At 48.8% G+C, this 26,093-nt stretch carries 24 protein-coding genes and 1 pseudogene; all 25 read left to right on the forward strand.

What is annotated here, in order from left to right:
• The first annotated feature begins 28 nt into the window (after positions 1–28).
• The 25 genes and pseudogenes from CHH53_RS03680 to CHH53_RS03795 all read left to right on the forward strand — a co-directional run bounded on the left by CHH53_RS03680 (position 29) and on the right by CHH53_RS03795 (position 26,080).
• Positions 29–784, forward strand: coding sequence for a DUF3388 domain-containing protein (locus CHH53_RS03680; RefSeq protein ID WP_095214761.1), 756 nt, complete (start codon positions 29–31; stop codon positions 782–784).
• 28 nt (positions 785–812) lie between these two features.
• Entirely contained in the window at positions 813–1,742 is a 930-nt protein-coding gene (locus CHH53_RS03685) for a RodZ domain-containing protein (protein ID WP_158221471.1), read from the forward strand.
• A gap of 75 nt (positions 1,743–1,817) precedes the next feature.
• The gene (pgsA, locus tag CHH53_RS03690; RefSeq protein ID WP_095214763.1) at positions 1,818–2,396 is read left to right on the forward strand and encodes a CDP-diacylglycerol--glycerol-3-phosphate 3-phosphatidyltransferase; all 579 of its coding nucleotides are present in this window, start codon (positions 1,818–1,820) and stop codon (positions 2,394–2,396) included.
• A 1-nt stretch (position 2,397) separates the two neighbouring features.
• Positions 2,398–3,642, forward strand: a complete 1,245-nt coding sequence (locus CHH53_RS03695) for a competence/damage-inducible protein A (RefSeq protein ID WP_095214764.1) — start codon at positions 2,398–2,400, stop codon at positions 3,640–3,642.
• A 168-nt stretch (positions 3,643–3,810) separates the two neighbouring features.
• Positions 3,811–4,854, forward strand: a complete 1,044-nt coding sequence (gene recA / locus CHH53_RS03700; RefSeq protein ID WP_095214765.1) for a recombinase RecA — start codon at positions 3,811–3,813, stop codon at positions 4,852–4,854.
• Positions 4,855–5,237: 383 nt separating this feature from the next.
• A complete protein-coding gene (rny, locus tag CHH53_RS03705) occupies positions 5,238–6,800 on the forward strand; it encodes a ribonuclease Y (protein WP_095214766.1) in 1,563 nt (520 codons plus the stop codon).
• A 52-nt stretch (positions 6,801–6,852) separates the two neighbouring features.
• Positions 6,853–7,650, forward strand: coding sequence for a TIGR00282 family metallophosphoesterase (locus CHH53_RS03710; protein ID WP_095214767.1), 798 nt, complete (start codon positions 6,853–6,855; stop codon positions 7,648–7,650).
• Between the two features lie 156 nt (positions 7,651–7,806).
• Positions 7,807–8,067, forward strand: a complete 261-nt coding sequence (locus tag CHH53_RS03715; RefSeq protein ID WP_093726526.1) for a stage V sporulation protein S — start codon at positions 7,807–7,809, stop codon at positions 8,065–8,067.
• Positions 8,068–8,168: 101 nt separating this feature from the next.
• Entirely contained in the window at positions 8,169–9,728 is a 1,560-nt protein-coding gene (gene miaB / locus CHH53_RS03720) for a tRNA (N6-isopentenyl adenosine(37)-C2)-methylthiotransferase MiaB (protein ID WP_095214821.1), read from the forward strand.
• Positions 9,728–10,090, forward strand: coding sequence for a YlbF/YmcA family competence regulator (locus CHH53_RS03725; protein ID WP_095214768.1), 363 nt, complete (start codon positions 9,728–9,730; stop codon positions 10,088–10,090). The genes miaB and CHH53_RS03725 overlap by 1 nt, the downstream gene beginning before the upstream one ends.
• Before the next feature lie 178 nt (positions 10,091–10,268).
• Positions 10,269–10,844 carry an outer spore coat protein CotE gene (gene cotE / locus CHH53_RS03730; protein ID WP_095214769.1) on the forward strand — a complete coding sequence of 192 codons (576 nt, stop codon included), beginning with the start codon at positions 10,269–10,271 and terminating at the stop codon, positions 10,842–10,844.
• Positions 10,845–10,958: 114 nt separating this feature from the next.
• Complete coding sequence (gene mutS, locus CHH53_RS03735; protein ID WP_095214770.1) at positions 10,959–13,550, forward strand: DNA mismatch repair protein MutS; 2,592 nt, start codon at positions 10,959–10,961, stop codon at positions 13,548–13,550.
• A 12-nt stretch (positions 13,551–13,562) separates the two neighbouring features.
• Positions 13,563–15,392 carry a DNA mismatch repair endonuclease MutL gene (gene mutL / locus CHH53_RS03740; RefSeq protein ID WP_095214771.1) on the forward strand — a complete coding sequence of 610 codons (1,830 nt, stop codon included), beginning with the start codon at positions 13,563–13,565 and terminating at the stop codon, positions 15,390–15,392.
• Between the two features lie 111 nt (positions 15,393–15,503).
• Positions 15,504–15,899: pseudogene (locus CHH53_RS17575) on the forward strand (M23 family metallopeptidase); the annotation flags it as partial.
• Between the two features lie 60 nt (positions 15,900–15,959).
• On the forward strand, positions 15,960–16,127 hold the full coding sequence (locus CHH53_RS17580; RefSeq protein ID WP_233134820.1) for a peptidoglycan-binding domain-containing protein: 168 nt from the start codon (positions 15,960–15,962) through the stop codon (positions 16,125–16,127).
• A 37-nt stretch (positions 16,128–16,164) separates the two neighbouring features.
• Complete coding sequence (locus CHH53_RS03750; protein WP_095214773.1) at positions 16,165–16,623, forward strand: Dps family protein; 459 nt, start codon at positions 16,165–16,167, stop codon at positions 16,621–16,623.
• A gap of 65 nt (positions 16,624–16,688) precedes the next feature.
• Positions 16,689–17,639 carry a tRNA (adenosine(37)-N6)-dimethylallyltransferase MiaA gene (miaA, locus tag CHH53_RS03755; protein WP_369819854.1) on the forward strand — a complete coding sequence of 317 codons (951 nt, stop codon included), beginning with the start codon at positions 16,689–16,691 and terminating at the stop codon, positions 17,637–17,639.
• Between the two features lie 41 nt (positions 17,640–17,680).
• Positions 17,681–17,914, forward strand: coding sequence for an RNA chaperone Hfq (gene hfq / locus CHH53_RS03760; protein ID WP_038560416.1), 234 nt, complete (start codon positions 17,681–17,683; stop codon positions 17,912–17,914).
• A 136-nt stretch (positions 17,915–18,050) separates the two neighbouring features.
• The gene (locus tag CHH53_RS03765) at positions 18,051–18,971 is read left to right on the forward strand and encodes an AAA family ATPase (protein ID WP_095214775.1); all 921 of its coding nucleotides are present in this window, start codon (positions 18,051–18,053) and stop codon (positions 18,969–18,971) included.
• A 121-nt stretch (positions 18,972–19,092) separates the two neighbouring features.
• A complete protein-coding gene (locus tag CHH53_RS03770; RefSeq protein ID WP_233134802.1) occupies positions 19,093–20,736 on the forward strand; it encodes a spore germination protein in 1,644 nt (547 codons plus the stop codon).
• Between the two features lie 12 nt (positions 20,737–20,748).
• Positions 20,749–21,861 carry a GerAB/ArcD/ProY family transporter gene (locus tag CHH53_RS03775; protein ID WP_095214777.1) on the forward strand — a complete coding sequence of 371 codons (1,113 nt, stop codon included), beginning with the start codon at positions 20,749–20,751 and terminating at the stop codon, positions 21,859–21,861.
• Entirely contained in the window at positions 21,836–22,981 is a 1,146-nt protein-coding gene (locus CHH53_RS03780; RefSeq protein WP_095214778.1) for a Ger(x)C family spore germination protein, read from the forward strand. The genes CHH53_RS03775 and CHH53_RS03780 overlap by 26 nt, the downstream gene beginning before the upstream one ends.
• A 117-nt stretch (positions 22,982–23,098) precedes the next feature.
• Positions 23,099–24,340, forward strand: coding sequence for a GTPase HflX (hflX, locus tag CHH53_RS03785; protein WP_095214779.1), 1,242 nt, complete (start codon positions 23,099–23,101; stop codon positions 24,338–24,340).
• Positions 24,337–25,590, forward strand: a complete 1,254-nt coding sequence (locus CHH53_RS03790) for a methionine gamma-lyase family protein (RefSeq protein ID WP_095214780.1) — start codon at positions 24,337–24,339, stop codon at positions 25,588–25,590. Before hflX ends, CHH53_RS03790 begins: the two co-directional genes overlap by 4 nt.
• Positions 25,591–25,687: 97 nt before the next feature.
• A complete protein-coding gene (locus tag CHH53_RS03795) occupies positions 25,688–26,080 on the forward strand; it encodes a MerR family transcriptional regulator (RefSeq protein ID WP_095214781.1) in 393 nt (130 codons plus the stop codon).
• Positions 26,081–26,093 lie beyond the last annotated feature (13 nt).

Here is a 26,093-nt window from a genome sequence, read left to right on the forward strand (position 1 = left end):
CGCTATTTTCCTGTAAAGGGGCTTTTCTATGGAAACGTTGGAATGGTATTTGGAATATGAGATCCAGCATGACCGTCCGGGTTTGCTTGGGGACATCTCTTCCCTGCTTGGTATGTTATCCATCAATATCAAGACGATAAACGGGGTGGAGAACCAGCGGCGCGGGATGCTGCTTTCGGCCGAAAAAGAGCTGCAGATCATCCGTCTCCATTCCATTTTGCGGACGATGGAGCATGTACATATCACGAAATCCAGAGAGCCGAAGCTCCGTGACCGGCTTGCCGTGCGGCACGGCAGATATATACACCGGGATGTGGACGATAAGAAGACATTCCGTTTCGTCCGCAGTGAAATCGGACTTCTTGTCGATTTCATGGCAGAATTGTTTAAACAGGAAGGCTCAAAGGTAATAGGAATACGAGGGATGCCGCGTGTTGGCAAAACAGAATCGATCATCGCCGCAAGCGTGAGCGCCAACAAACGCTGGCTATTCGTCTCCAGTACGCTCCTGAAGCAGACAGCCAGGAATCAGCTGCTGCAGGATGAATACAATGAGGACAATCTCTTCATCATCGACGGCATCGTTTCGACCAGCCGCTCGAGTGAGCGTCATTGGGAGCTTGTACGCGAAGTGATGCGGCTCCCTGTAGCAAAAGTAATCGAGCATCCGGATATATTCGTCCGGGAAACGGAGTTTACATTGGATGATTTCGATTATATTATTGAACTTCGGAATCATGATGATGAACAAATCATCTATGAACCGGAATTCAGACAGATTTAAGCAATTTTAAAGATGGATGGTGGTATTAATGGACATTGGTGCAAAGCTCCGGGAAGCAAGGGAATCCAAGGGAATGACTTTGGAGGATGTACAACAGCGCACCAAAATTCAAAAGCGTTATCTGAAAGCAATTGAGGAGAATAACCACAGCGTAATGCCTGGTGACTTCTACACGCGTGCCTTTATCAAGGAATATGCACAGACGGTAGGTCTTGATCCGGATGAGGTGCTGGAGCCCAAAGCGCAGCAGGAAGCAGTTGCTCCGCCGGTTCAGGAAGAGGCAAGCGAAGCTCCTTCCCGTCAGGAACGCAGCCGCACCCAGGAAAATGACGGGCCTCCCCGCCGTGAGAGGAAAGGCATTCCGTATTTATCTTCCATCATCATCGGATTGATCGTATTGGCTGCCATTGCTGTCGTCATCTTCTTCTATGCCGGCGGTTCCAATGAGAACACCGAGAATGATACGGCCACGCAGCAGAATGAGGATCAGGTTACTTCGCCTGAAAACGGCCAGTCCGCAAATCCAGGGACAAATGAGGATACAGCCGATCAATCTGCCGATGCGGATGAGCAAGCAGATGATGCAGCGGAAGATGAACAGGCCCAGCAGGAAGAGGAGCAGGCAGAACCTAAGCTCTCCGTTGACGAAGAAGGCACTGCCAGCAATCCAGTAACCACGTACACACTGGAGAATGCAGGTGATGAGGTGACATTGACGCTTGCTGCCGAGGATGGGGATGCTTGGCTGCAAGTAGGCGACGGAAATAATGCCGGGAATGTATACACCGGTACGATCACTGCCGGAAGCGAACCTGTGGAGCAGGACGTAAGTGATTTGGAAACAGTCTCTATCAAGACAGGTTTTGCCAGAGCGACTAAATTGGAAATCAACGGTCAGGAACTGACATTCCCGATCGATAATGATGTGCAGACCATCAAGGTCAATATCCAGAAATAATGGTACGAGTTAAACCCTTTGCGTCTATGGAAAGGGTTTAACTTTTGTTTGATCATGCATACATAGGAGGCAGACATGAATATACCCAATAGAATTACATTATCCCGGATTTTCCTGATTCCGATCTTCATCATCCTGCTGGCAGTCCCCTTTGATTGGGGAACGCTTGATATCGGGGAGAATTCCCTGCCGGTGAACCATCTGGCAGGAGCGATCCTATTCATCATCGCATCCTGTACCGACTGGGTGGATGGCTATTATGCACGCAAATATAATCTTGTGACGAACCTTGGTAAATTCCTTGATCCGCTCGCGGATAAGCTGCTTGTTTCAGCTGCGCTCATTTTATTGGTACAATTGGATTTAGCGCCGGCTTGGATCACAATCATCATCATCAGCCGTGAGTTTGCCGTGACAGGATTGCGTCTCGTTGCAGCGGGAGAAGGTCTTGTTTTGGCAGCAGGCAAAATGGGCAAGCAGAAAACGGCAGTACAGATCGTTGCCATCAGTGCATTACTGCTGCATAATTGGCCGTTTTCCTATCTGGGATTCCCGTTTGCGACGATTTGCCTTTATCTTGCGCTGATCCTGACGATCGTGTCCGGAGTCGACTACTTTGTCAGAAACTGGAGTGTCATGAAGGAGTCGAAATAATATGAAGCAAATCAATGCAGAAGTGATAGCTGTAGGGACGGAAATCCTCATCGGGCAAATCAACAACACAAATGCCCAATGGATTTCCAAACAGCTGGCAGATAATGGAATCAACGTGTTTTATCATCATGTGGTGGGCGACAATCTCGGAAGAGTCAGATCATCTTTCGAAAAGGCGCAGCGCGATGCCGATTTGGTCCTTGTGACCGGAGGGCTGGGACCGACAGAGGATGACTTGACAAGAGAAGCCTTTCAGCTTGTGTCGGGTCTGGAAATGCATGAAGACAAAGTTTCCATGGACCGCATCAAAGAGTTCTTCCTCAAGCGCGGGCGCACGATGTCGCCGAACAACCACAAGCAGGCCCGTGTGTTCGAAGGAGCGAAAGTACTGGAAAACACAGTCGGTATGGCGCCTGGTATGCTTGTCGAGCATGAGGGGACAGTCTGGGCATTCATGCCGGGGGTCCCTCGTGAAATGAAGCAGATCATGTCCGATCACGTCATGCCTTATGTACGTGAGAAATTTGATCTTCAATCCGTTTTGCAATCCCGCCTGCTTCACTTCATCGGCATCGGGGAATCACAGCTGGAAACCGACCTGCTTGATTTGATTCAAGCACAGGAAAATCCGACGATCGCCACGTATGCTTCTGAAGGAGAGGTCGCTGTGCGGCTTACAGCACGGGCGGATTCGAAGCAGGAAGCAGACAGGCTGATAGATGTCGTGGAAAAAGAAGTGATGGAGCGTGTCGGCCAATACTTCTATGGATATGACGAGACTTCGGTACAGCAGCAAGTGTTCGAACTCCTCAAGCAACGGCAGTTCACACTGGCAAGCGCCGAAAGCCTGACCGGCGGATTATTCGCGGACGCACTCGTTTCCTTGAGCGGAGCGTCCGAGGTATTCCTTGGCAGCTTCGTTGCATATTCACCCCTTGTGAAGCAGCAGGTGCTCGGAGTGAAGGAAGAAACGATTCGGAAGGAAGGCACCGTCAGTGAGCAATGTGCCATCGAGATGGCGGAGAATGCCGTCCGTCTGACAGGTGCCGATATCGGAATCAGTTTCACCGGCGTTGCCGGTCCGGATGGCTCGGAAGGGAAAGAGCCTGGGACTGTCTTCATCAGCCTCCATGAAAAAGGCAAACAAACGCGGACAACCGAGCTGTCGATCCGGAGCTCCCGTCAAGGCGTGCGGGCGCAGGCTGTGAAGAAGGGCTTTGATTTGCTCTTCCATTACTTGAAATGATATTTTAAGCATGGCTCAAAGCGGATAAATGTTCTTTTTGCCTGGAAGCACTGTCATTTTGACAGGTTCCGGAGAAATAAAAAAAGGGAACATTTATTCGCTTTTTGCTTGTTATATCTCAAAAAACAAGTTAGAATAGGTATAGATAATCCAAAGGAGGAAACACATTTGAGTGAACGTAAACAAGCCCTTGATATGGCTTTGAGACAAATAGAGAAGCAATTCGGTAAAGGTTCGATCATGAAACTGGGCGAAAGAGCGGAACAAAAGGTCTCTACCGTATCCAGCGGCTCCCTTGCACTTGATATCGCACTTGGTGTCGGCGGATATCCGAAAGGCCGTGTCATCGAGATTTATGGTCCGGAATCTTCAGGTAAGACGACTGTTGCCCTGCATGCGATTGCAGAAGCACAGCGCAATGGCGGACAAGCAGCCTTCATCGATGCAGAGCATGCACTTGATCCCGTGTATGCAGAGAAGCTTGGTGTCAATATCGATGAGCTTTTGCTTTCCCAGCCGGATACAGGGGAACAAGCATTGGAAATCGCCGAGGCGCTTGTGCGCAGCGGAGCGGTGGATATCGTGGTTGTCGACTCTGTTGCTGCCCTTGTACCAAAAGCGGAGATTGAAGGGGAGATGGGGGATTCCCACGTCGGTTTGCAGGCGCGTCTGATGTCCCAGGCACTTCGCAAGCTATCTGGTGCGATCAACAAGTCCAAGACGACTGCGATCTTCATCAACCAGATTCGTGAAAAAGTAGGTGTCATGTTCGGGAATCCGGAAACGACACCAGGCGGACGCGCCCTGAAATTCTATTCCTCCGTCCGTTTGGAAGTACGCCGTGCCGAAACATTGAAGCAAGGTAACGATATGGTCGGTAACAAAACGAGAATCAAAGTGGTGAAAAATAAAGTGGCGCCGCCTTTCAAGCAAGCGGAAGTCGATATCATGTACGGGGAAGGGATCTCCAGGGAAGGGGAACTCATCGATATCGCGAGCGACTTGGATATCATCCAGAAGAGCGGAGCTTGGTACTCCTATAATGAGGAGCGTCTCGGCCAAGGCCGCGAAAACGCGAAGCAATTCTTGAAAGAGAATCCGGAACTATCCACTACCATCCAGATGAGTGTGCGCGATCATTACAATCTGGATGCTGATAAGAAGCTTCCTGAAGAAGTTGTTACAGAAGAACAGGAAACTTTGGATATGTAAGGCTCTTGGGCTGGGATACATGCCTTGGCCAAACTAAATCCGAACGAGGTGCAAATTGGGGAGTTGGATTTGCATCTGTTCGGATTTTTTTGAAGGCAAATTCGGATTGGAAGCATAGCTGGTATAATATCTCGTCACCGCATTCCGGATCATGCTCCGGGAATTGGAATCGCTGCATGCTGCCTGTGCAGATTCATCTAATCGCCAATCTGCTAGTACTTTCCATGTTTCCTTGACAACATGCGAACACAGGATTAAAATTAACTTGTATAATTTTCTTTCTTTATTATACTTCTCTAAGGTTACCATAGTTTTTTTAATGAAAAACATTGTGCATGCCGACAGACATGTTTGTACAATTTCATAGCAGGGGAGGTGAAATCATGGATCTAATTTACCTGATCATCTCCATTTTGCTTGCTCTAATCGTCGGTGGTGTTGTTGGTTATCTTGTTCGCAAATCTATTGCTGAGAAAAAGATCTCCAGTGCGGAGGAATTGGCGAAGCAAATAGTAGAAGAGGGCCATCGCAATGCGGAAACGGCTAAGAAAGAAGCGCTTCTCGAAGCGAAGGATGAGAACTTCCAGCTGCGTCAGCAGACGGAGCAGGAATTACGTGAGCGACGTCTCGAACTGCAGAAGCAGGAGAATCGTCTGATGCAGAAAGAAGAAAATCTGGACCGTAAAAGCGATACGCTTGATAAGCGTGAAATTACGTTAGAGAAAAAGGAACAATCATTAGCTGAAAAACAACAACAAATTGAAGAATTGGAAAGCAAAGTGGAAGTCTTGGTGAAAGAGCAGCAGCTTGAATTGGAGCGTATTTCCGGCTATACGTCCGACGAAGCACGTCAGATCGTGCTGGACAAAGTCGAGAAGGAAGTTGCCTTCGATGCAGCTGTCATGATCAAAGATGCGGAACATCGTGCCAAGGAAGAGGCCGATAAGAAAGCGAAGAGCATTCTTTCCCTTGCACTTCAACGCTGTGCAGCCGATCATGTTGCGGAAACGACGGTATCCGTCGTGAACTTGCCGAATGACGAGATGAAGGGACGCATTATCGGACGGGAAGGCCGTAACATTCGTACGCTAGAGACACTTACGGGAATTGATCTAATTATTGATGATACACCTGAAGCGGTCATCTTGTCCGGTTTTGATCCTGTCCGTCGTGAAATCGCACGAATCGCACTTGAAAAACTTGTTCAGGATGGACGAATCCACCCGGCCCGAATCGAGGAAATGGTGGAGAAATCCAGACGGGAAGTCGATGAGTACATTCGTGAGACAGGGGAAGAAACGACTTTTGAAATCGGCGTACACGGCTTGCATCCGGATCTTGTGAAGATACTGGGAAGATTGAAGTATCGCACAAGTTACGGTCAAAACGTCCTGAAGCACTCGACAGAGGTAGCTTATCTATCAGGATTACTGGCAGCCGAGCTTGGCGAGGACGTTACCTTGGCCAGACGTGCAGGTCTCCTGCATGATATCGGTAAAGCCATCGACCACGAAGTCGAAGGCAGCCACGTTGAAATCGGGAAAGAACTCGCGGTCAAATACAAAGAGCATCCAGTTGTCATCAACAGCATCGCTTCCCACCACGGGGATGAGGAGGCGACATCGATTATTGCAGTGCTTGTAGCTGCAGCCGATGCGCTTTCCGCTGCCCGTCCCGGGGCAAGAAGCGAGACACTGGAAAACTATATCAAACGTCTGGAGAAACTGGAGGAGATTTCGGAATCCTTCCAGGGCGTGGAGAAATCCTTCGCCATTCAGGCTGGACGTGAGATCCGCATCATGGTCAAACCGGATGAAATCGACGACTTGGAATCGATCAAGGTCGCTCGTGATATCCGGAAGCGCATTGAAAGCGAGCTGGATTATCCTGGCCATATCAAGGTCACGGTCATCCGGGAAACACGCGCAGTTGAATATGCTAAATAAGAAAGCGGCCTTGTGCCGCTTTTTTTAATAGACAGTCAGGAAGGAATGGATTATGAAGCTATTATTTATCGGGGACGTTGTCGGGGAACCGGGACGTCAAATGGTGCAGGAATATTTGCCTCGCCTGAAACAGCGTTATCAGCCGCAGCTGACAATCATCAATGGAGAGAATAGTGCGGATGGAAAAGGGATCAACGAACGCATTTATAAACAATTCCTGGAATGGGGAGCACAAGCTATCACGATGGGCAACCATACATGGGATAAGCGGGATATTTTCGAATTCATCGACGATGCAAAATATCTAGTCCGACCGGCCAACCTGCCGCCGCAGACTCCCGGTACAGGAATCATCTATGTGAAGGTGAATCAATATGAAGTGGCAATCATCAATTTGCTGGCGCGTACATTCATGATGCCGGCGGATGATCCGTTCCGGGAAGCCGACCGGCTGATCAAAGAAGCACAAAAGCGGACGAATCTGATCTTCATCGATTTCCATGGGGAGGCGACAAGTGAAAAGCAGGCATTCGGCTGGTATGTCGATGGCCGGGTCAGCGCTGTCGTCGGCACCCATACGCATACGCAGACAGCAGATGAACGTATACTGCCTTCTGGTACGGCATATATTTCAGACGCTGGTATGACTGGTCCGTATGACGCAATCCTGGGAATGGAGCGCGAGGCAGTCATCAAAAGATTCCTGACTAATCTCCCAGTACGTTTTGAAGTACCAAAAAAGGGTAAAACACAATTAAATGGAGTAGTGATCGATCTGGATCCGCAAACGGGGAAGGCTTCCTCCATCAAACGCATCCTGATCAATGATGACCACCCGTATATGGATTGATCTTTGCTGCTCCTTCACTAGTTCTTTTGTTTACAGATATAATCCAGGACAGACCGCAGCACTTTTTTCTGACATCGCCCGAAATGGGCATATCCATCACCACACAGAAATATAGTTAAAAGGAAAGTAGTCCAGTAAACGAAGGAGGTACCAGTGTTGGATATACTAAAAGTTTCAGCGAAATCCAATCCAAACTCAGTAGCAGGCGCACTCGCGAACGTATTAAGGGAACGCGGCTCAGCGGAAATCCAAGCAATCGGCGCAGGAGCACTTAATCAATCCGTGAAAGCTGTCGCCATCGCCCGGGGATTTGTTGCTCCGAGTGGTGTAGATTTGGTCTGTATCCCGGCATTTACGGATATCATGATCGATAACGAGGAACGGACTGCCATCAAATTAATTGTAGAACCACGATAAATCCCGCTCATAGCGGGATTTTTTATTTCCGATACTTGGACCTTGATAAGAGCATTGGTATAATGGACAAAAACGATCTATGGATGGGGGAGCAGGAAACAGTGAATGAGGAACAGCGTAAATCCGTTAGTTTGACAGGTTCAGAACAGGCAAATCAAATCGAGAAGCCGCTTCATGAAAAGACAACAGCCGATTTCGCTAAGTATTTCCAAACGACATACCAGCCGCCGAATTTGAAGCAGGCCAAAAAGCGGCGCAGGGAAGAGGTTAAGTTCCATTATGATTTCACGATTCCCCCGGAGCTGAAGGATGCGGGACGGGGCAAAAAATTCCTTATCCGTACATACGGCTGCCAAATGAATGAGCATGATACCGAAGTGATGGCAGGACTTTTTTTGGAAATGGGGTATGCACCCACCACGGATACAAACGAAGCGGATGTCATACTCCTTAATACCTGTGCCATCCGGGAAAATGCCGAGAATAAAGTATTCGGGGAAATAGGTCATCTAAAAGCCTTGAAACTGGAGAAGCCCGATCTGATCCTTGGTGTTTGCGGCTGTATGTCGCAGGAAGAGGCGGTCGTCAATCGAATCCTGAAGAAGCATAATCATATCGATTTGATTTTCGGGACACACAATATCCATCGGCTTCCGCAGCTATTGAAAGAAGCCCAATTCAGCAAGGAAATGGTGCTGGAAGTATGGTCCAAGGAAGGCGATGTCATCGAGAACCTTCCCAAAGCGAGAAAAGGCAAGATCAAAGCGTGGGTCAATATCATGTACGGCTGCGATAAGTTCTGTACATATTGCATCGTCCCATATACCCGCGGCAAGGAACGGAGCAGACGGCCGGAGGATATCATCCAGGAAGTGCGGCAGCTGGCAGCACAGGGCTATCAAGAGATTACTTTGCTTGGTCAGAATGTGAATGCCTACGGCAAAGATTTGCCCGATATCGATTACGGGCTCGGGGATCTGATGGATGCAATCAGGAAGGTCGATATTCCGCGTGTCCGCTTCACGACTTCCCATCCGCGTGACTTTGATGATAAACTGATAGAGGTACTGGCCAAAGGCGGCAATCTTCTTGATCACATCCATTTGCCTGTCCAATCGGGCAGCAATGATATACTCAGGGTAATGGCCCGTCGTTATACACGCGAAGAATATCTGACGCTTGTCAACAAGATCAGGCAGCAGATACCGAATGTGACGCTGACGACCGATATCATCGTCGGATTTCCGAACGAGACCGAGGAGCAGTTCCAGGAAACTTTATCGCTGGTCGAAGAAGTCGGGTTCGAAGCTGCCTACACCTATATCTATTCCCCGCGTGAAGGGACGCCCGCTGCCAAATGGGAAGACAATATTCCGATGGAAGTGAAAAGGGAGCGCCTGCAGCGATTGAATAGAGTGGTGGATGAATATGCAGCCAAGTCCATGCGTGCGTATGAAGGAGAAACAGTCCTCGTATTGGTCGAAGGGGAAAGCAAGCGGAATCCGGACGTGCTGGCAGGTTATACGGAAAAGAATAAGCTCGTCAATTTCAAGGGTCCGAAGTCAGTGATCGGTAAAATCGTCCCGGTACGTATAAAGAAAGCCAAAACATGGTCACTCGATGGCGAGTTGACAGAAACAACAGCGGAGGTACAGATCTAATGGGTTATTCCACCGAAGAGATTCTCAAGCAGGCTGAAAGCTTGGCAGATGAAATGGGCCACCTGGAAGAGATTGAGCACTTTCATCAGCTGGAAGCGAAGCTTAACGAGAACAAAAAGGTGCAGACATATATCAATCAAATTAAAATGAAGCAGAAGCAGGCTGTCAATCTGCAGGCTTATGGCAAACGGGAAGCACAGCTGCAAATGGAAAAGGAAATAGATGAGCTGCAGGAGAAAATCGATAGTATCCCTGTCGTCCAGGAATTCAAGGAGTCCCAAGTCATTACGAATCATATCCTGCAGAGTATCAGCCAGAATATCCAGCAAACTGTCTTCAGTGATGAAGAAACGGACAATTGAGTCCGTTTCTTTTTTTCTTTAATGATCAGTCATCCGGCAAGTTTTCGATAACCTCTCTTTAGGCATCTGCATAGTATGGAGGAGCGTTTAGTTGTGGTGAGCGGGAGCATTATTTTCTGACACCATAGGTGAACACCCTGCATAACATGACTATGTAAAAAGAGGAGGTTTTGGCAAGATGGGTTTTCAAGATCAGTCATATCGTGAAATCATCACGAAAGCGGTCATCGGCCGCGGTCGTAAATTCAGCAAGCATATCGATCATATCCGCCCGGACAACAAACCGTCCAGCATCCTTGGCTGCTGGATCATCAATCACCGCTATCACGCAAAAAAGAAAGGCGACGTAGGGGTGGAAGTAGTCGGCAAGTATGATATCAACGTTTGGTATTCCTACAATGATAATTCCAAAACAGACGTTGTATCGGAAACTGTCGAGTATAAGGAATTGGTCAAATTGAGCATCAAGGATGAAAATTGTCTGGATGACGAGTTTGAGGTTTATGCGAAAGCAATCCAACAGCCGAATTGCTTGGAATGCAAGATCGTGCAGCATGGCCAGAAGATTTTCGTCGAAGTCGAGAAGGAATTCCTTGTAGAAGTCGTGGGAGAAACAAAGCTTTGCGTGAAGGTCGATCCTGATGGATGCGAAGTGGAAGTGGACGTAGAAGAAGATTGGGATTATGAGCTTTCTGAAGATGATTTCAAAGATGTAGATCCTGATTTTTTGGATAAAAAGGATGACAAAGACTAAAACGAGAGCAGGCGCTCTCGTTTTTTGTATTTTTTCAAAGTGACGCAACAGAAGAAACTAGGAAAATACCTGTGTTATAATAGGACTAATTGCAATGAAACAGGGGAGTAGAAAATGTCAGGTTATACACCGATGATGCAGCAATATTTAAGAATAAAAGCCGATTATAAGGATGCCTTCCTCTTCTTCAGGCTAGGTGATTTTTACGAAATGTTCTTTGAGGATGCGCTGAAAGCGACGAAGGAACTGGAGATCACCTTGACGAGCAAGAATGCAGGAGGCGATGAAAAGGTGCCGATGTGCGGCGTTCCGTATCATTCGGCAGATAATTATATAAAAACACTTGTATCACGCGGCTATAAAGTCGCCATCTGTGAACAAGTGGAGGATCCCAAGACGGCTAAAGGTGTCGTGAAGCGGGAAGTGGTCCAGCTGATCACACCAGGTACTGTCATGGAAAACGGCATGCTTGATGAAAAGGAGAACAATTACCTGGCAGCTGTCACGGAAAATGAAGACCGTACATACAGCCTTGTGTACCATGATCTTTCCACAGGAGAAAACCGGGCTGCATTGCTGGAAGGTGGCTTCGATAGTCTGCTGAGCGAGCTTTACAACCAGCCGGTGAGGGAGATCGTCATCACCGAGGGGTTTAATCCGGAGCTGCAGGAGGCGCTGCGGGACCGCCTTGGTGTCACGTTATCCTATCAGGAAATGAACAGTGCTGGCATGTCACTGGATAAGCTCACTGGCAATGTGACGGATGCCAGGCTGCTGGGATGTTTTTCCATGCTATTGAACTATGTGGAACGGACGCAAAAACGTGGCCTGGATCATCTGAAGCCGCTCCAAGTGATGGAGCTCAAGCATTTCATGACACTGGATATGTATTCAAAACGCAATCTCGAGCTGACCGAAACGATCCTGAAGAAAGGGAAGCACGGGAGCCTCCTATGGGTGCTTGATGACACCGTTACGGCAATGGGCGCGCGTATGCTGAAGAAATGGCTGGAGCGTCCCCTGCTGCAAAAAGAAGCGATTGTAAGACGCCAGGATCTGGTCCAGGCCTTTCTGGATCATTTCTTCGAACGCGATACGATCCGGCAGCATCTGCAATCCGTGTATGATATCGAAAGGCTATCCGGTCGGGTCGCTTTCGGAAACGTCAATGCGAGGGATCTGTTGCAGCTGAAGCGTACACTGCAAAAGCTGCCTGAATTGAAGCAGGTTCTCTCAAGCTTTGAGGAAGAGGAAGTCCGCCGCATGGGGGAAGCGCTCGATCCGCTGCCGGATCTGTGTGAATATCTGGAAAGCAGTTTGCATGAAGATGCACCCATCAGTGTGCGGGAAGGCGGCATCCTGAAAGACGGATTCCACGAACAGCTTGATATATATCGGGATGCTTCAAGGAATGGGAAGCAATGGATTGCCGCACTGGAACAGCGGGAGCGCGAGGAGACGGGTATCAAATCGCTTAAAGTCGGCTATAACAAGGTATTTGGCTACTATATCGAGATAACGCGGGCGAATCTTCATCTGCTTCCGGAAGGGAAATATGAACGTAAACAGACGCTCAGTAATGCAGAACGCTTCATCACACCCGAGCTGAAGGAAAAAGAAGCGCTCATCCTGGAGGCGCAGGAGAAAAGTGTGGATCTTGAGTATACGCTGTTCATGGAAATCAGGGACCATGTCAAGACGTATATCCCTGCACTGCAGCAGCTCGCAGAACAGATCAGCCAGTTGGATGTTTTGCAAAGCTTCGCTGAAGTAAGTGAAAAGCAGCGTTATACGCGACCGACATTCAACCTCGAACGATCCGTGTCGATTAAGGAGGGCCGCCACCCTGTCATCGAAAAAGTGATGAAATCGGGCGAGTTTGTACCGAACGATGTGCAAATGGAAAATGATGCGGATATCCTGCTTATCACCGGACCGAATATGAGCGGTAAGAGCACATATATGCGCCAGGTGGCATTGACGAGCATCATGGCCCAAATCGGCTGTTTTGTTCCTTGTGAAGCAGCCGATCTGCCTCTTTTCGATCAGATCTTCACTCGTATCGGGGCGGCGGATGATCTAGTTTCCGGCCAGAGTACCTTCATGGTCGAGATGCTGGAGTCCAGGCATGCCCTGGAGCATGCGACCGACAGAAGCCTGATTTTACTGGATGAAATCGGCAGGGGGACAAGCACTTATGATGGCATGGCTCTTGCACAAGCCATCATCGAATATGTCCATGACCATATCCATGCAAAGACTTTATTCTCGACGCACTACCATGAGCTGACGTCTTTGGAGGAGAATTTGGATAAGCTTCGCAATGTCCACGTCCGGGCAGAGGAGCATGACGGGAATGTCGTTTTCCTCCATCAAATCCGTGATGGAGCGGCTGATGAAAGCTACGGTATCCATGTCGCAAAATTGGCTAAGCTCCCGGGAAGCCTTATCGAACGGGCCTCCCACATCCTTCAGGAGCTGGAAGGGCAGGGGAAAAAGCCGGCTGTCTCCAAACCTGAACAGGAGCGGGAAGAGGTTCAGCTATCGTTTTTCGCAGAGCCAGAGCCGGAAATGAAAAAACAAAAACAAGACAGCCGAGCGGATAAAGTGTTGGCAGAGCTTGCATCGATCAATTTGATGGAGCAAACACCGCTTGAAGCTATGAATCTATTATATAAATTGCAGCAAATGGCAGCAAAGAAGTAAGGAGGTTCCAATATGGCGATTCAATTGATGCCGGATGATTTAGCGAATAAGATTGCAGCGGGTGAAGTGGTCGAGCGGCCGGCTTCGGTCGTCAAGGAACTGGTGGAAAACAGTATCGATGCAAACAGTACAGTGATCAAAGTGGCCGTACAGGAAGCGGGGCTGACCGAAATCAGCATTGTTGACAATGGTGACGGCATGGAACCGGATGATGTGGAAAGGGCCTTTTTCCGTCATGCTACGAGTAAGATCCGGAATGAGCATGATCTCTTCCATGTCCGTACACTTGGGTTCCGCGGGGAAGCATTGGCCAGTATTGCCGCGGTAAGTCAGCTTGAAATCAAGACAAGCACTGGTGAAAATGCAGGTGTGAAGCTAGTCATGGAAGGCGGCGCAATCAAAGAAAGAAGCAAATGCGATGCACGGAAAGGGACGGAGATTACGGTCCGTCATCTGTTTTTCAATACCCCGGCCCGCCTGAAGTATATGAAAACGATCCATACGGAGCTTGGCCATGTCTCCGAGGTGATCAACCGCCTTGCGCTTGCTCACCCGGAAATACGGTTCGAACTTACGCACAATGGCAAAGCTTTGTTCCAATCAACCGGACGAGGGGATATGCTGCAGATCGTCGCTCAAATCTATGGTAATTCCGTTGCGAAGAAAATGGTGAAGGCGACACATGAGACATTGGATTATAAGCTGGCGGTGTTAGCGGCCAAGCCAGAGATCAATCGGGCTTCCCGTCAGTATGTATCCTTTATCGTGAATGGCAGATACATCCGCAATCCTATCTTGGCCAAAGCCGTCATGCAGGCGTATCATACCCTGCTGCCGATCGGCAGATTCCCGCTTGCTGTGATTTCCATCGAAATGGATCCGGTCCTTGTCGATGTCAACGTGCATCCGGCTAAGCTCGAAGTCCGTTTCAGCAAGGAAAAAGAGCTGTTTGATGCTGTCGAGCAGGTGGTCGGCAAGGCGCTTCGGCAGCAGCGGCTCATTCCGGAAACTGTCGCACCGAAACAGAAAAAGGTCGAGGAACGAAGCGAACAGCAAAGCTTCACTTTCTTTGAAAATAAACCGGTCAAAGAACCAGATCCCCAACCGGAGCGATGGTTCTTTGATGAAGTGAAGGAATCAGCGCCTCCGATCATAGAGGTTGAAGGGGAAGGAAAGCCAGAGCCCGAGGTTTTCCTTTCAGATCCTGATGAAGCAAACGAACCAGGGGATACCGTCGACCCAGAAAATGAGCCGGAATATGCAGTCCCGCCGATGTATCCAATCGGGCAGCATCATGGCACGTATATTTTGGCGGAAAATGAAGAGGGTCTCTTCCTGGTCGATCAGCATGCTGCGCAGGAACGGATCAAATACGAATACTACCGGGAAAAAATCGGGGAAGTGGAAAAGGAATTGCAGGAATTGCTCATCCCGCTCACATTTGATTTCACCCGGCAGGAATCCTTGATCATCGAGCAGTATCGGGAAGAGCTTGAGGCAGTCGGATTATTCTTTGAATCCTTCGGAGGACATACGTATATCGTCCGCTCCCATCCGCAATGGTTCCCGAAAGGCTTCGAAGAGGAAATCATCCGTGAAATCGTGGAACAGGTGATGCAGGAAAGCAAAGTCGATATTCACAAATTACGGGAGGAAGCGGCAATCATGATGTCCTGCAAACGTTCCATCAAAGCGAACCATCACTTGAATCATGATGATATGTTCCATCTATTGGAAGAGCTCCGGACATCACAGGATCCTTTCACCTGTCCGCACGGTCGGCCGATCATCATCCGCTTCACTTCATACGAGCTGGAAAAACTGTTCAAACGAGTACAATAGGCGCAGGCAGCTGCGCCTTTTTGGCTTGTCTGGGTATTCACCGCCCCGGAGGATGGGGAACGTGCTTATACTATCCTGTAATCTGATTACTGACAGGAAGGAGATTACAGTATGGCACTATTCATCAAACCGACATCAGGCAGGCTGACAAACGGCTTCCGAGGTGCTGGATCATCCCATAATGGTGTCGATTGGGCACAATCCGGCACTGTGAGAATCGTCGCAGCTGCTGCCGGTACTGTCAGCAGATCGTATGTGTCTTCCTCATACGGAGAAGTCGTCTTCCTTGTGCATCAGCTTAACGGACAAACGTATGAATCGGTTTATGCACATATGCGGTCGGGATCCCGGCAAGTAAGCGTGGGAGATGCTGTCAGGCAGGGACAATTCATCGGATATATGGGCAGCACGGGGGATTCCACTGGTCAGCATCTCCATTTTGAATTGCACCGCGGCAGATGGAACGCGGACAAATCCAACGCGGTCGACCCGCTTGATTATATCGGGTCATCGGCAAGCGATTCACGACAGTCTGCCAGTGTCCCATACCCCGGAAGTTATATTCGGATGGGGTCACGCGGAGATGATGTCCGGCGGATCCAGCGGGCATTAGGCGTGACAGCAGATGGGATTTTCGGCCCGGTCACAAGACAGGCCGTCGTCGATTTCCAGCGCAGCAATGGTCTTGGTGTGGACGGTATCGTCGGGCCGCAAACATGGAATAGATTGTTCTGATTTTGGGCATGCTGATTAGCCAGAGGAGGCGTTAGCCATGCAGAATCAGCATCTTGTGGACTTTCTGAACCAGCAAATAGCCAATATCAGTGTATTGCATGTGAAGCTTCAGCGTTATCATTGGTATGCTAAAGGCCCATATGGTTATGTGATTGAGCAATATACAGAGGATTTGCATCTGCAATTGGACCAGATGAAGAAATCGTTGGGCAATCGTGTGCTTGCCATCGGCGGCAGACCGATAGCAGTCATGAGCAAATTCCTGAAGGAAGCTACCTTGAAGGAAGCGCAAGCCGATGATGAGGATTATGAAGTCGTCAAGACCTTGCGTCATGATTACAGTCAACTGGCCCAGGAAATCAAGATCACCGGCATACCGCTTGCGAAAAGGCAGGAAGATGATGCGACAGCTGGATTGCTTGCGGATATCCTCGGCAGACTGGAATATGAAGCCATCCGCCTGACGAAATATCTTATCGATGCCGATGAAAAATAAGCTGTGCTCATGCGTGCACGGCTTTTCGTTTATCTTTCTTTGCAGTGTTATGCTAAACTAATGACATGTTAAAGAAGGAGAATGACATGGAAAAACAGAAACTAATCGTCGTTGTCGGACCCACGGGTGTCGGCAAGACCCAGCTGAGTATCGAAATCGCGAAAAAATTCGGCGGCGAGGTGATCAGCGGCGATTCCATGCAGATATACAGGGGCATGGATATTGGAACGGCAAAAGTCACCAAAGAGGAACAGCAAGGAATCCCGCATCATCTGATTGATATCCGCGACCCTGATGAAAATTATTCTGCGGCCGATTTTCAAGCTGATGTAGAGGTTTGTGTCAGGGATATAACAAGCCGCGGAAAACTCCCGGTCATTGCCGGCGGAACCGGTTTATACATACAGGCTGCCCTTTACGGCTACGATTTTTCGGAGGCAAAACGGGATGACAGCTATCAGCAGCAGCTGGAGCAGGAAGCAAAAGAACATGGACCGCTTCACTTGCACAGCCAGCTGCAGGAGGTCGACCCAGTACAGGCAGAGCGCATCCATCCGAATAATATCCGGCGGGTGATCCGGGCGCTGGAAATCTACCGCCGCACCGGTAAAAGAATGAGTGATCATGAAGAGACCGAACCTGATGCTCGTTATGATGCTACGATGATCGGATTGGAGATGGACCGGGATATGCTTTACGAACAGATAAATCGCCGGGTCGATAAGATGCTTGCTGCCGGATTGCTGGAAGAGGTGAAGCAGCTGGTGGATCGCGGCATCAAAGACACCCAATCCATGCGGGCAATCGGGTATAAGGAGTTTATCCCTTATCTGGAAGGGAAAATGGACTGGGAGGATACGGTGGTCCAGCTGAAGCAGAACAGCAGACGCTATGCGAAACGTCAATATACATGGTTCCGCAATAAGATGGATGTGGACTGGTATACGATTACGCCTGCGACAAAAAAACAAAAATTTAGAATTATTTTAGAAGAACTTGCAGGAAAGCTGGAATAAAGGTAGAAATAGGAACCGTATAGAAATTAGGAGGGGAATAGATGTCTCAATCTGTTAATATCCAAGACCAATATCTGAATCAACTGCGCAAAGAACGTATGCAAGTCACTGTTTTCCTGACGAATGGCTTCCAAATTCGCGGAACGGTGAAGGCGTTTGACAATTTCACTGTATTGTTCGAAACGGAAGGAAGACAGCAATTAATCTTCAAACATGCGATTTCTACATTCTCCCCAGTCAAGAATGTATCGCTGGATTATAAAGAACAGAGTTAAAATAAAGCGGGCGCCCAATGCGCCCGTTTTATTTTTGTTTTAAAGTGGAGCGCCGCTGAATAAAGTAGATAAAGACCATTGGGCATTTGTCACGGCCTACCTGTCTTGAGCGTAAACTGCAGTGAGGGGTGATCATATGGAAGCTCAAGTTACGAATGCGAAAGGAAAAATCAATATCGTCCTGAAAAACAGGCAGCAGGAGACGGAACAGCTGCAAAGTGCTGCTGCCAAGCGCGATATCGATCCGTTCCGTCATATCGACCAGGAATTCGCCTCCTTCATCGGAATGGAGAAGCTCAAGAAAACAATCAAAGAAATTTATGCAAATGTCCATATCAGCCAGAAACGGGAGGCAGCGGGACTGAAGCAGGAAAAGCAAGTGCTGCATATGCTTTTCGAAGGCAATCCCGGTACAGGGAAGACGACAGTTGCCCGGAAGCTTGCTTCAGTTTTTCGTGATATGGAGGTTTTGGATAAAGGACATTTCATTGAAGCGGAAAGGGCCGATTTAGTCGGTGAATATATCGGGCATACGGCTCAAAAAACAAGAGCGCTCATCCAGCGTGCCATGGGCGGCATCCTGTTCATCGACGAGGCCTATTCGCTGGCGCGCGGAGGCGAAAAGGACTTCGGGAAGGAAGCAATCGATACGCTGGTCAAGCATATGGAGGATGCTTCCAACCGATTTATCCTCATCCTTGCCGGATATCCCAGGGAAATGAGGCATTTCATGAGCTTGAACCCTGGGCTGCGTTCACGCTTCCCGATCCAGCTCGAGTTCCCTGATTATAAATCCGAGCAATTGATGAATATAGCCAAAGGGATGCTTGCAGAGAAAGAGTATCAGCTGACGAAGGAAGCGGAATGGAAGCTAAAGGAAATCATCGTCCAGCAGAAAGCCAAACGAACAGCGGATTTCTCGAATGCCCGCTTTGTACGGAATATCATCGAAAAAGCGATCCGGATGCAAGCAGTCCGGCTTGTGCGCCATGATCACCATCTGTCGACGGAAGAATTGATGAAAATAACAGTTGCCGATTTGAATCATGAAGAATGACCCGGAACGTGAACAAAGAGCTCATTGCGCGGCTGTGCAATGAGCTCTTTTGCTCTAAAAGGGTATTCATGCAGTGCATAGCCGGAATTTGCTGGGGCAGTATACATATCAAGGAGTGCACATGATGGAAAATATAATTGAATTTCTTCTGTGGTTGGATGTGTGGATCGGTACGATCGTTGTTGTCCTTGTACCAGTCTTATGTACTGTACTGGCCAATAAATTAAAAGGGCTCCGCAAAAAAGTCCACAAACGAAAAGAGCAGACCTTCCTTCCGAATCAATTTGTCCTGTCTGCAAAATTAGCGCAGAACGTGGAACATATCAAAGCTATCGTCGGTGACAGCTCCGATATCATTTTCCGTCAATTCAAATTGGGAATGGATAATCGAAGCTGCACGATCGTCCATATCGATGGATTGGTCGATCAGCAGCTGTTGCAGCAATCCATCCTTCATCCGCTGATGCACAGCAAGCAGTCTAAGTCTGGCTTCCATCTATTCAAGAGTGGAAATATAAAGGATTACTTGCTTTATCATGCGCTGGAAGTCAGTGATATAAAGGCTCTGAAGGACACGGATAAAATGATACGGCAGCTTCTGTCTGGATCTGTTCTGCTGTTGGCGGAGGGACTGGATGAAGCATTTGTGCTCAGTGCCAAAAAATGGATTTCCCGTAATTTGGACGAGCCGATCACCGAAGCGCTTGTCAGGGGGCCCCGTCTGAGTTTCATCGAAAATATTCGGGATAATACAGCAATATTGCGCAGGATGACGACGGACCCCAATTTGACATTTTCGGATTTTAATGTTGGGGAGAGAACGAGCAAACAGCTGACCGTGGTATATGTGAAGGACATCGCCAATGAAGAGCTGGTCAAGGAAGTCAAGGATCGCATACAAAATATGGATATAGACCATGCGGCGGATACGGGCTATATTGAACAGCTGATAGAGGATAACTATATGTCCATTTTTCCGCAAGTACAGGCAACGGAACGGCCCGACCGCGTGATGGGGGCGATTTTGGAGGGAAGGGTCGGGATCCTGCTTGATGGCTCATCATATGCCCTGATTGTGCCGGCGACATTCTCCGTGATGGTGCAATCACCGGAGGATTACTATGAGCGCTGGATCCCAATGTCCCTCATTCGGCTGCTTCGGTATGTAGCTGCCTTTTTGAGTGTATTCCTGCCGTCCTTTTATATTGCATTCGTATCTTTCCATCAAGGGCTGATTCCGACTGATTTAGCCTTGGCCATAGCCGGGACGAGGGTGGGGGTTCCGTTTCCGACGATCATCGAGGCGCTGCTGATGGAAGTATCGATTGAATTGTTGAGGGAAGCAGGTCTCAGGCTTCCACGGCCGGTAGGGCAAACGGTCGGGTTGGTCGGTGCCCTGATCATCGGGGAAGCGGCGGTGCAGGCTGGGCTGGTCAGTCCGATCATGGTCATTGTCGTCGCCGCCACGGCCATCGCATCCTTTGTCTCGCCTCATTACGGAGCGGGCATCGCGCTGAGGGCACTTCGATTCCTGGCCATGTTTTCCGCTGCTTTCCTTGGTTTGTACGGGATCAGTTTATTCTTTTTGGCACTCTGTGTCCATGCGGTCAAGCTGCGCAGCTTTGGAGTCCCTTATATCACTCCGGGCACATTATACAGCAAAGAAGACTGGAAGGACTTCTTTCTCCGCATGCCTTTGTTTACGATGAGAAATCGTCCCGCAGAATACTTCCCGAAGGACCAGGTCAGAAGAAAGAAATATTAGGAGATATGGCAGATGAAAATGGGAACGACTAGGATCACGACCGTACAAATGGTTTCGTTGCTTGCAACAACACTGATTGCAGTAGGTATCTTTACCCTGCCGCGGAATCTGGCCATGAAAGTCGAAACGCCGGACTTATGGATTTGTGTACTGTTGGGCGGCATATGCGCTTATCTTTCGTGCCTTATCATCGTGACTTTGAGCCTTCGCTTTGACCGCCTTACCTTTTTCGAATTCAACAAGCTGATCGTCGGCAAATGGCTGGGGACGATATTAAGCATTGGTTTCATCGGATACGCGCTTTTGATCGGCGCGTTTGAAATACGATCCATGGGGGAATTGACACAGTTTTATTTGCTGGAAGAAACGCCGATTCCTGTCATTCTGATCAGTATGTACTGGGTTGCCATTTACCTGCTGGTGGGCGGCATCAATCCGATTGCCCGGCTGATCGAGCTATTGACGCCTGTTTGTCTATTCATTTTCATCCTGGTATTTTGTCTTGGTTTCAAAGTATTTGAAATTGATAATCTGCGGCCTGTATTCGGACTTGGAGTAGCTCCTGTATTGAAGGGAGTCACTCCGACGTTCCTCACTTTCAGCGGATTGGAATTCATGCTCGTATTCGTTGCCATGATGCAGAAGCCCAAAGACGCGAAGAAGGTGGCGTTGATCGGGATAGTCATACCGGTATCCCTTTATTTATTGGCTGTCGTCATCATTACCGGCGGTTTATCGGTAGATAGGATGAAACATCAGAAATGGCCGACATTTGCCCTCATCCAGGAATACGAATACGAAGGCATCCTCTTTGAACGTTTTGATTCGCTGTTCTTGGTCGTTTGGCTGATCCAGATGTTCACGACATATGTGGTCTGTCAATATGTGGCGGCCAAAGGCATCTCCCAGCTGACGCGTATATCATATAAGAAAGCGAATTATTTCCTTTTGGCTGCAGTTTATATCATTTGTTTGATTCCTCAGGATTTGAATCAGTTGGAAAAGATGGGGACGATGATTGGCTGGACAAGCTTTACTTTTTCTTTCCTCGTTCCATCGCTGCTGTTGATCATTGCGATTGTGAGGAGGCTGAAATACAGTGAAGAGACACAAAAGGGTACGTGATCTCTGTCTATGTGCAATTGCTTCGCTGTTATTCATGTCCGGCTGCTGGGACAGCGCTGATATCGAGGAAATGTCGTTTGTGATCGGCTTTGGCATCGATAGCAGCGAGAATGAGCAGACTCCGATCAAGCATACCACGCAGATTGCCAGTACCAAGAAAAAAGGAGAGCAAGGGGCAGCGCCGCAAGGGAAAATGTATCAAGACGTTACCCTTGAAGGGGAGTCGGTCCAGGATATTCTGCGTTCCATCTCCCTTCAGCTGCCTTATCCTGTGTACACGGATCATCTGGAATCCATCATCATCAATCAAGAAATAGCGCGCAAATACGATCTTTCCATTATGCTCGATCAGATCATGCGTGATAATGTGACACGCCTTAGCCCGTATGTTGTCCTAAGCGAGCAGAAAACGTTTGATGTATTGGACACGAACATCGAAGGGGAGATACCCAGCAGCTATATCAGCAGCATTTTCGATAATAAAACAAGCACGCTGAAAATCCTGCCTCCAGTACGCTTAGGTGAGGTTGCTGCCAATCTGGCTTCCCGGATCAGCTTTACCTTGCCGAATGTCGTGAAGGAAAATAATACGATCAAAGTGGACGGGGCCGGCATAATAAGAGGGAAGGACAGGAAGCTCGCCGGTTTCCTGACGACGGAAGAGGTGGAAGGGATAAACTGGATGAGCGGGGAAGGGAAGGCTGGTTTACTTGAATTCCAGGATGATAAAGATCATACGATTGTATACGAAGTACAGCATTACAAGACGAAGGTAAAGCCGAAATTACAGGATGGGCGTCTATCCTTCCTGGTACAAAGTGAAGCAGATGGATGGATAACGGAAGATTGGTCCCAGTCTGGCCATGATTTGTCCGAACGTTACGTAGAAGAATTGAGACGCTTGGCAGAAAAAGAAGTCAAGAGATTGATGAAGGAAACGATGAAAAAGCTTCAGGATGATTATAAAACGGAAGTCGTCGGATTCTCCGATAGTTTCCGGATCGCTTACCCAAGGGAATATCAAAAGATGAAAAAGGATTGGGATGAACACTTTGCGAACGCAGAAGTGGACTACGAAGTAAAAATCAGGATCGTCAATACAGGGGATGTGGTGAAGTAAATCGGCTTCTCCATGAAGCATGGATGTCATTCCTCCGGTCATTTCCAAGCTTTTGCATAAAGCGAAGGCTTTTTCCTTATCTGATAGGGTATAATGACATATGGAAAGGGTGACAGCATGGAACGTGTACTATTGATGGCAGTCCATCATCAGAATCAGACATTGGAGCGATTCCAATCATCGCTCGATGAACTGGAGGCATTGACAAAGACAGCGGGCGGAACCGTGGCGGGAATCGTCACGCAAAAGCGGGAGCGCCTGCATCCTGGAACATATTTCGGCGCAGGGAAGCTGGATGAACTTGCTGAGCTCGTCGAGCAGGAAGAGCCGCTCCTCGTCATTTCCAATGATGAATTGTCTCCAGGGCAACTGAAGAATATCAGCAACCATATCGGCGTCCGTGTCATCGACCGGAGTCAGCTGATCCTTGATATATTTGCGACGCGTGCGCATACCCGCGAGGGAAAATTGCAGGTGGAGCTGGCACAGATGCAGTACTTGCTGCCAAGACTTTATGGGCAGGGTACCGAAATGAGCCGTCTTGGGGCCGGAATCGGGACGAGGGGCCCCGGTGAAACAAAACTGGAAACCGACAGACGGCATATCCGCCGCCGGATCGATGAAATCAAACATCAGCTGAAAGCGGTCGTTTCGCACCGATCCCGCTATCGGGAAAGGCGCAAAGCGAATCAGGCATTCCAGATTGCTTTGGTCGGCTATACAAATGCCGGTAAATCGACTATCTTCAACCGCCTTACCGGAAATGACAGCTTGGAGCAGGATCAGCTGTTTGCCACGCTGGATCCGATGACACGCAGGATGCGGCTTCCTTCCGGTTTCCAGGCATTGCTGACCGATACCGTCGGCTTCATACAGGATTTACCGACAGCACTCATAGCAGCTTTCCGTTCGACACTGGAAGAAGTGACCGAAGCGGATTTCATCATTCATATGGTCAATAGCGCCCATCCGGATCACGAACAGCAGCAGGCCACAGTGCTGAAGCTGCTCAAAGAACTCGGAGCAGATCATCTGCCGATTCTGACAGTCTATAACAAGGCGGATCTCCTGACGGAGGATTTCATTGCCAGCGCTCATCCATATATGCAGATATCGGCATTCAAGGAAGAAGATCGACGCCGCTTACTGGAAAAAGTGCAGGAAATGATCCAGGAAACAAGCGAATTTTATGATACAATCGTACCTGCGACAGGCGGGCGTCTCCTGGATAAGCTTGCCCAAGAAACGATCCTGACGAAACGGGATTACAATGAAGAATTGGATGCTTATGAAGTGAGCGGCTATGTATTGCCGGATCACCCGCTTGTTCATCAATTGAAGGGAAAGAATGAAGCATGATAAAAGAAACAGCAAGAAGAACGGAAGAAGAAACAAGCGCCCAGCGCGCAGAGATAGATCGCATTGCAGAAGAAAATCAGAAACGAGTGATGGATGCATTCCGGAACCAGCGCGTGAGCGACAGTCATTTCAATCCGACCACCGGCTATGGCTATGATGATTTTGGCCGCGAGACGCTCGAACAAGTATATGCTGAAGTGTTCGGCGGGGAAGATGCGCTTGTACGGCCGCAGATTGTTTCCGGGACGCATGCGATCACGACGGCACTTTTCGGTATCCTTCGCCCGGGAGATGAGCTTCTCTATATCACCGGTAAACCATACGACACACTGGAAGGTGTCATCGGGAACCGGCAGGAAGATACAGGGTCCCTGAAGGATTTTGGTGTCACATATGATGCAGTCGATTTGACCGAAGCAGGTGCAATCGATTATCCGGCTCTGGCAGCGAAGCTTTCCGATAAGACGAAGGTCGTGGCAATCCAGCGTTCGAAAGGATATGCCGACAGGCCTTCGTTTTCTGTTGCTGAGATCGGGGAGATGATCGCCTTCGTAAAAGAGAAGTATCCGGAGATCATCGTATTTGTCGATAACTGCTACGGGGAATTCGCAGAAACCAAAGAACCGCTTCATGTCGGGGCTGATGTGATTGCCGGATCTTTGATCAAGAACCCAGGCGGCGGTATTGTGCGTGCGGGCGGCTATATCGCCGGGCGAGCGGACCTGATCGAGTTATGTGCCAATCGTTTGACCGCACCTGGTCTCGGAAAAGAGACGGGAGCAACATTGGGGATGCTGCAGGAGCTGTTCCAAGGTTTCTTCCTGGCACCCCATGTCGTAGGTGAAGCACTGAAGGGAGCCATTTTCACCTCCAGGTTCCTGGAGCTGCTCGGATTTTCTACTTCACCGAAATACGATGCCAAGCGAGTTGATTTGATCCAATCAGTGAATTTTCATTCAGCGGATCAAATGGTCGCCTTCTGCCAGGCAATCCAGCATGCATCACCAGTCAATGCACATGTGACACCGCATCCGGCGCCAATGCCGGGATATGAAAATGACGTCATCATGGCAGCTGGAACCTTCATCCAAGGTGCCAGTCTCGAGCTGACGGCAGATGGACCGATCCGTCCGCCATACACGGCTTTTGTCCAGGGAGGTTTGACTTATGCCCATGTGAAGCTGGCCATCATCGATGCAGCTCAGAATCTACTGGAAAAAGGCTTGATATCAACGAATCAAGCAAACTAAAAAATTTCATGTCAACTAAGCTGACACGTGTTGACATTTAAAATTACCTACGTATATAATAGACGTAGAGTACATAAGGAAAGGGGATGGACGATAAATGAGTGACATGAATCGCCGATCTATGCCCTTGTTCTCTATTGGTATTGTAAAATCACTTACTGCATTAACAGCAAGACAAATCCGTTATTATGAAGACAACGGACTGATTTTCCCAGCAAGAACAGAAGGCAATCAGCGGCTTTTCTCATTCAATGATGTGGATCGGCTGCTGGAGATCAAGGAATTGATCGATAAAGGAATCAATCTTGCCGGTATCAAGCAAATGCTGCCTTATAAAGAAAAACCGTCAGCAGATACGCTTGAGACCCCGATCGCACCGGAGATCTCCGACAAGGCACTGCGACAAATGCTTCGTCAGGAATTGATGGACACCGGACGTTTGGGTAAAGCTTCGTTACGTCAGGGAGAGTTATCACGATTCTTCCATTAATAGAGGAGGAGAA

The sequence above is a fragment of the Terribacillus sp. 7520-G genome, from assembly GCF_002271665.1.
Taxonomy (GTDB): domain Bacteria; phylum Bacillota; class Bacilli; order Bacillales; family Amphibacillaceae; genus Terribacillus.